This is a genomic window from Croceicoccus sp. (assembly GCF_983967925.1).
Genome location: NZ_CFETID010000012.1, coordinates 95,498 through 101,789, shown reverse-complemented (window position 1 = coordinate 101,789; position 6,292 = coordinate 95,498). Strand labels below are relative to the sequence as shown.

The following is a 6,292-nucleotide window of genomic DNA, read 5'->3' as shown; positions in this document are numbered from 1 at the left end:
GGGCCGACAGCATGCGCGCGGCCGGCGGTGCCATCCCCGCCTGCGTCTTCAGCGGATTGCCGGGCGAGACCATCCACCACGCCTCGTCGAGCGCCAGTGCGTCCATCGCGAACAGAGTGATGCGGCGATGCCCGCCATGGGCAGGATTGAAACTGCCACCCAGTAACCCGGTGCGCATCGGCGTCAGTCGTCGAAATTCGCTTCGATCTGGCCGCCCTTGCGATATTCGCCCTGCCGCTTGAGCATCCAGCCGGGATATTGCATCGGCGGCGCATAGGCCGCGTCCAGCCGGGCGATGTCGTCTTCACTCAGGCGAACATCGCTCGCGCCCAGATTGTCCTGCAGCTGCGACAGCTTGCGCGCGCCGATGATGACGGTCGATACGGCCGGCTTGGCCAGCAGCCATGCCAGCGCCACCTGCGGCACGGTCGCGCCATGGCTGGCGGCAATGTCGTCCATCACCTCGACCGCGTCGTACCCCTTGTCCTTGTCGACCGGCGGGAAGTCGAAGCTCGCGCGGCGCCCCTCGCCTTCCTGTCCCCGGCGGTACTTGCCCGACAGGAACCCGCCCGCCAAAGGCGACCAGACCATCAGGCCCAGCCCTTCCGCCTCCAGCATCGGCGCGATCTCGTGCTCAAGGTCGCGCCCGACCAGCGAATAATAGGCCTGCAGCGACGCCAGCGGGGCCAGCCCCAGCTGTTCGGTCTTGCCGATGGCGCGGGCGATCTGCCACGCGGCCCAGTTCGAAACGCCGACATAGCGGGCGCGGCCTGACTGGACGATGGTGTCGAGAGCGCGCAGCGTCTCCTCAAGCGGCGTGGCCGGGTCCCAGCCGTGGATCTGGTAGAGATCGACATGATCCATACCCAGCCGGTCGAGGCTGGCGTCGATGGCGTTCAGCAAATGAAAACGCGATGCGCCGCGGGCGTTCACATCCTCACCCATCGGGCCCAGCGCCTTGGTGGCGATCACCAGCTCGTCACGGTTCAGGCCCAGATCGCGAATGGCGCGGCCCACCGCTTCCTCGGACTTGCCGGCGGAATAGACATCGGCCGTGTCGATGAAATTGATGCCGCCGTCGACCGCCGCCTTGACCTGCGGGTTCACGTCCGACTGCCCCAGCGCGCCCATCTGCTTGAACATCCCCTCGCCCTCGCCAAAGGTCATGGTGCCAAGGCAAAGCTCGGAAACGAACAGGCCGGTGCGGCCGAGACGGTTGTAACGCATGGGGGTCTCCCGAAGAAAAAGGCGGCCTCCGAATGGGGCCGCCTCCTGGTCAATCTAGAATATTAATCAGGGCCGCGTCTGCCCGTTCCCGCGTACCTGCCATTTATAGGTCGTCAGCCCTTCCAGCGCGACGGGACCGCGTGCATGCAGCCGTCCGGTGGCGATGCCAATCTCTGCGCCCAGCCCGAACTCGCCGCCATCGGCGAACTGGCTGGAGGCATTGGCCATCACGATGGCGCTGTCGACACGGTTCAGGAACGTCTCGACCGCATCGGTATCGGCCGCGACGATCGCATCGGTGTGCCCCGAACTATGCGCCGCGATATGGTCCAGCGCGTCGTCCATGCCGCCGACCATGGCGACCGAGGCGATGGCCTCGAGATATTCGGTGTCCCAGTCCTCGTCGCTCGCGGGCTTCACCCGCTCGTCCAGCTTTTGCACTGCCGCATCGCCGCGCACTTCGCAGCCTTCGTCCAGCAGCTTCTTCACCACGCCCTCGGCCTTGGGATAGGCCTTGTCGATCAGCAGCGTCTCCATCGCGCCGCAAACGCCGGTGCGGCGCAGCTTGGCATTGAGCGCGATCTCTTCCGCCATTAAAGGATCGGCGCTGGCGTGGACATAGGTGTGGTTGATGCCGTCGAGATGGGCGAGCACGGGCACCAGCGCCTCGTCCTGAACGCGCGCGACCAGCGACTTGCCGCCGCGCGGGACGATCATGTCGATCAGGCCCGCCGCCTTCAGCATCGCGCCCACCGCCGCACGGTCCTGCGTCGGGATCAGCTGCACCGCGCCTTCGGGGATGCCGCCCTTGGCAAGCCCTTCGGCCAGCGCCTTGTTGATCGCGCGGTTGGAATGCACCGCCTCGCTGCCGCCGCGCAGCAGCGCCGCGTTGCCGGCGCGCACGCAAAGGGTCGCGGCATCGGCGGTCACATTGGGGCGGCTTTCATAGATGATGCCGATCACGCCCACGGGCACGCGGACGCGCGCGAACTGCAATCCGTTGGGGCGTTCGGACCGATCGATCACCTGTCCCACCGGGTCGGGCAGGTCGGCCACGTTCTCGACCGCGGCGGCAATGCCTTCCAGCCGGTCCTCGTCCAGCTTCAGCCGGTCGATCATCGCGCTCGACAATCCGCGCTCCTTGGCGGCGTCGATATCCTTCGCATTCGCGGCAAGGATCTCGGCGGCATGATCGCGCAGCGAAGCGGCGGCGGCGCGCAGGGCGTCGGCCTTGGCATCGTCGCTCATCCCGGCCAGCACATGCTGCGCTGCACGGGCCTTGCGGGCCAGCTTTTCGATCACGGCCGCGCTGTCGTCGGCGGAAAGTGGGGCGTCGGTTTGCTTTTCGATTACAGTGTCCATGCCCGTAATCTAGCAATCGGGACCCGGTTTGTCAGCGTATGGGCCAAAAAAAGCACGATTCGGGCGGTCCGACAGGGCCTTGAGATTCGCTGCTGACTCGCATGTCAGCGTTTACGAAAGGGCGCGGCGAAACGCCGATAATCGACAATGGTTCCGCCGATTTAGGCTTCGTTTCCAATAATTGTAGCATTTCGTCCCGCCCCGGCAACGCTTCACCGCTAAGCCGACTCAGGAAACTTCAACTTAACCTTCTCGATGCTAGCCAGAGCTGGACGGGAAAGCTTCGCAGCCCCCTTGCGAGGCTCGTTTGGGATCTATGGGGTAAACCTTGGCGCAAGCTGCCCAAAGCACGCTTCTCGCCCGGATCAAGGGCTGGTTTCCTGACCGCGAGTTCATCATGCGCTCGCAAGGCCAGGTCCGCTTCGTCCGGATTTCCTCATCGCTGCAGATGAAGGCCGCGGGCGGTGCCGCCGCGCTGGCCGTCGTTTGGTCCGCCACCATGGGCGTTGCCGTGGTCAGCGAATGGAACACCCGCACCAATGCCGCCGAGCTGAGCGCGCGCGCCGCCAAGGTCGCCACCGCCGAAAGCCGCGTCACCGCCTATCGCGAAGGTCTGGACGAGGTTGCCGACGATCTATCGCGCCGCCAGGCCTTTATCGAGGACATGGTCGAGGACCATCTTGGCGACATGCCCGGCGCTGGTGCGGTGCAGGGCGTTCAGGATTCGACCGCCGAAACCCGCCGCACGGTCCAGAAGGTCAGCGCCGTCCTGCCCGAGGCGGTCGGCCTTGCCAAACTCGAGGCACGCCAGCTCGCCTTTGTCGAAGGGCTGACCCGCCTTGCCGACAAGCGCGCCGACGATGCGGCGAAGGCGATCCGCACGCTGGGGCTCGATCCCGCGACGGTCGCGCGGCTGAACGCCCAGAACAGCGCGATGGGCGGTCCCTTCGAGGCGTTCGGATCGGGCAATGACGAACTGGACCCCCGTTTCGAAAAGCTGGCCAGTTCGCTGTCGCGCATGGCCGCGCTGGAACGCGGGCTGGAAGGCATTCCCAACGTTCTGCCCGGTCGCCGCGACATGATCTCCTCGCCTTTCGGCTATCGCCGCGATCCGTTCACGGGCCGCGCCGCGATGCATTCGGGGCTCGACTTCCGCGGCGCGACCGGCACGCCGATCCGCGCCGCCGCCAAGGGCCGCGTCGCCTTTGTCGGGCGCAAGGGCGGATACGGCAATGTGATCGAGATTCGTCATGGCAATGGCGTCATGACCCGCTATGCGCACATGTCGAAGTTCGACGCGCGCGTCGGCGACCGTGTGGACGCGGGCGAGACCATCGGCCGCATCGGCAGCACGGGCCGTTCGACCGGACCGCATCTGCATTTCGAAGTCCGTATCAATAATCGCGCGGTCGATCCGCGCCCCATGCTGGAAAAAGGCGCCAGCATACTTGGAGCAAGACGTGTTCTCGAAACAGGAAAAACAGGCCCCGTCGCCGCGGCCGACCGGTAATACCATGGCATCTTCCAGCTTCTCCGTCCTCGGCTCCGACATCAAGGTCACCGGCAATATCCACGCGAGCGAGGATCTGCACATCGACGGAAGCGTCGATGGCGACATCCATTGCGGATCGCTGGTGCAGGGCGAATCCAGCACCGTGAACGGCGCGATCGAGGCGGAGAGCGCGCGTCTGGCCGGTACGGTCGACGGTTCGATCACCGCCAAGACGCTGGTGATCCTGAAATCCGCGCGCATCACCGGCGATGTGCATTACGACACGCTGACCATCGAACAGGGAGCGAATGTCGAGGGAAAGTTCGCCCGGCGCGCGCATGGCTCGGCGCCCGCCATGAACGGGGCAGTCTCAACCGGGGCTGACACCGACAACGAGCCGAAGCTCTCGCTGGCAAACTGACGAACCGAAGGGGGCTGGCGGCTGCCGGCCCTTATTTGTCGCCCGCTATCTCGGCACGAAGGGCCTTGCGGTCCAGCTTGCCGATCATCGTCTTGGGCAGTTCCTTGCGAATCTCGACCTCGGCCAGCCGCTCATGCTTGCCGACGCGTGAATTGACCCATTCGCGCAGGCTCTCCTCATCGTCCTCGCTGCCGGGTTCCAGCGTGACGAAGGCCTTGGGCACCTCGCCCAGATAATCGTCGGCGATTCCTATCACCAGCGCCTCGCGTATGCCGGGGCGATCGAGGATGATTTCCTCGATCTGGCTGGGGAACACCTTGAAGCCGCCCACCGCGATCATGTCCTTGATGCGGTCGACGATGGTCAGGAAGCCGTCCGCATCGATGGTGGCGACATCGCCGGTGCGCAGATAGCCGTCACGGAACACCGCATGGCCTTCGGGCCGGTTCCAGTATCCCTGCATGATCTGCGGCCCCTTGACCGCCAGCTCCCCCGGCTCGCCCGCAGGCGCGAACCGGGAAGGGTCCTCCTTGTCGAGCAGGCGGATGCTGGTGCCGGGCAGCAGTTGCCCGATGGTGCCGGGCTTTTCGTCGTCGGGCTTGCCGAACGGGTTGGTCGACACCACCCCCGAACTTTCGGTCAGGCCGTAACCCTCGACCACATGCGCGCCGGTCACGCTCTCGAACCTCTGCTTCAGTGGCAGGGGCAAGGGCGCGCCGCCCGATATGCACACCCGCAGCGAGGTGAAATCGGTGCTGCCGATGGCCGGGCAATCCAGCAGCGCCTGATACATGGTGGGCACGCCGGGCAGCGCGGTCGCCTGCGTGCGGTTCAGCGCCTTCAGCGTCTGTTTCGCGTCAAAGCGCGGCAGCATCACGATGGTCCCGCCGTTCAGCACCGTGCGATTGAGCACCACCGTATTGGCGAACACGTGAAACAGCGGCAGCACGCCGATCATCACGTCGCGCTCGCCGCGGTGCGGATCGATGCGCAGGGTCTGGCGCGCATTCACGGTCAGGTTCTGATGCGACAGCATCGCGCCCTTGGGCCGCCCGGTGGTGCCGCCGGTATATTGCAGCAGCGCGATGTCCTTTTCGGGGTCGATGGCGACGGGCGCAGGTTCGCCCGCACCCGCCACAAAGCGGTCCAGCGCGGTAATACGCGGATCGGAGGGCAGGGGGGTCAGGTCGCTGCGCTTCAACAGCTTCATCGCCAGCCCCATCCACCAGGGCATCATGCCCGGCAGATGGCCCACGACCAGCCGGTTGACGGCGGAACAGTCCAGCACCTCGATCGCGGTGGGCAGCAGCGCGCTGGAATCGACGGTGAACAGCAGGGTAACGCCCGAATCCTCGACCTGCGCCGACAATTCCTCGACCGTGTAGAGCGGCGAGAAATTCACCGCGGTCGCGCCCGCGATCATGATCCCGTAATAGGCGGTGATGTACAGCGGCACATTGGGCAGGAACAGGCCGACGCGGTCGCCCTTGCCGATGCCGGCAGCCTGCAAGGCGGCAGCGATACGGCGGGCCTGCGCCAGCGCCTCGCGATAGGTCAGCGTCTTGCCAAGGAAATCCGCGACATCGCGGTCGCCCGCCATCTGCGCGCCGCGCGCCAGCATGTCCGGTACCGACAAGGGCTCGAATCCCGCCTCCCAGTCGACCGGGTGACGATAGTGGCCCTCTCCATCGAGCCTTCGGCCGTTTGACATCGGCCATTCGGGCGGCGGCGCATCTTCTCCGATATTATTATTATGTGCGTTCATGGGCGGTATTGTGCCCGTTCGCCGG

Annotated in this window: 5 protein-coding genes and 1 pseudogene; 2 read left to right on the top strand and 4 right to left on the bottom strand. The window is 65.7% G+C overall.

The genetic code is table 11. The features are described 5' to 3' along the window. The 3 genes and pseudogenes from AC4FIJ_RS08930 to AC4FIJ_RS08920 all read right to left on the bottom strand — a co-directional run. Positions 1-178: pseudogene (locus AC4FIJ_RS08930) on the bottom strand (nicotinate-nucleotide adenylyltransferase); the annotation flags it as partial. A gap of 5 nt (positions 179-183) precedes the next feature. Continuing rightward, positions 184-1,227 (bottom strand): aldo/keto reductase, encoded by a 1,044-nt coding sequence (locus AC4FIJ_RS08925; RefSeq protein WP_490336363.1) that lies wholly within the window; start codon positions 1,225-1,227, stop codon positions 184-186. A 66-nt stretch (positions 1,228-1,293) separates the two neighbouring features. Beyond that, on the bottom strand, positions 1,294-2,589 hold the full coding sequence (locus AC4FIJ_RS08920) for a glutamate-5-semialdehyde dehydrogenase (RefSeq protein ID WP_490336362.1): 1,296 nt from the start codon (positions 2,587-2,589) through the stop codon (positions 1,294-1,296). Positions 2,590-2,917: 328 nt separating this feature from the next. Between AC4FIJ_RS08920 and AC4FIJ_RS08915 the strand changes: the two genes are divergently transcribed. Further along, positions 2,918-4,099, top strand: coding sequence for a M23 family metallopeptidase (locus AC4FIJ_RS08915; protein WP_490336361.1), 1,182 nt, complete (start codon positions 2,918-2,920; stop codon positions 4,097-4,099). 4 nt (positions 4,100-4,103) lie between these two features. Further along, positions 4,104-4,502 carry a bactofilin family protein gene (locus tag AC4FIJ_RS08910; protein ID WP_490336360.1) on the top strand — a complete coding sequence of 133 codons (399 nt, stop codon included), beginning with the start codon at positions 4,104-4,106 and terminating at the stop codon, positions 4,500-4,502. A gap of 31 nt (positions 4,503-4,533) precedes the next feature. On the opposite strand, the gene AC4FIJ_RS08905 is transcribed toward AC4FIJ_RS08910, so the two are convergent. Beyond that, positions 4,534-6,213 (bottom strand): long-chain-fatty-acid--CoA ligase, encoded by a 1,680-nt coding sequence (locus tag AC4FIJ_RS08905; RefSeq protein ID WP_490336371.1) that lies wholly within the window; start codon positions 6,211-6,213, stop codon positions 4,534-4,536. Positions 6,214-6,292 lie beyond the last annotated feature (79 nt).

Bases quoted from the DNA above. Each gene is read 5' to 3' on its own strand.
- AC4FIJ_RS08905 (WP_490336371.1), bottom strand. From the start codon at position 6,213: ATGTCAAACGGCCGAAGGCTCGATGGAGAGGGCCACTATCGTCACCCG.
- AC4FIJ_RS08920 (WP_490336362.1), bottom strand. From the start codon at position 2,589: ATGGACACTGTAATCGAAAAGCAAACCGACGCCCCACTTTCCGCCGAC.
- AC4FIJ_RS08925 (WP_490336363.1), bottom strand. From the start codon at position 1,227: ATGCGTTACAACCGTCTCGGCCGCACCGGCCTGTTCGTTTCCGAGCTT.
- AC4FIJ_RS08910 (WP_490336360.1), top strand. From the start codon at position 4,104: ATGGCATCTTCCAGCTTCTCCGTCCTCGGCTCCGACATCAAGGTCACC.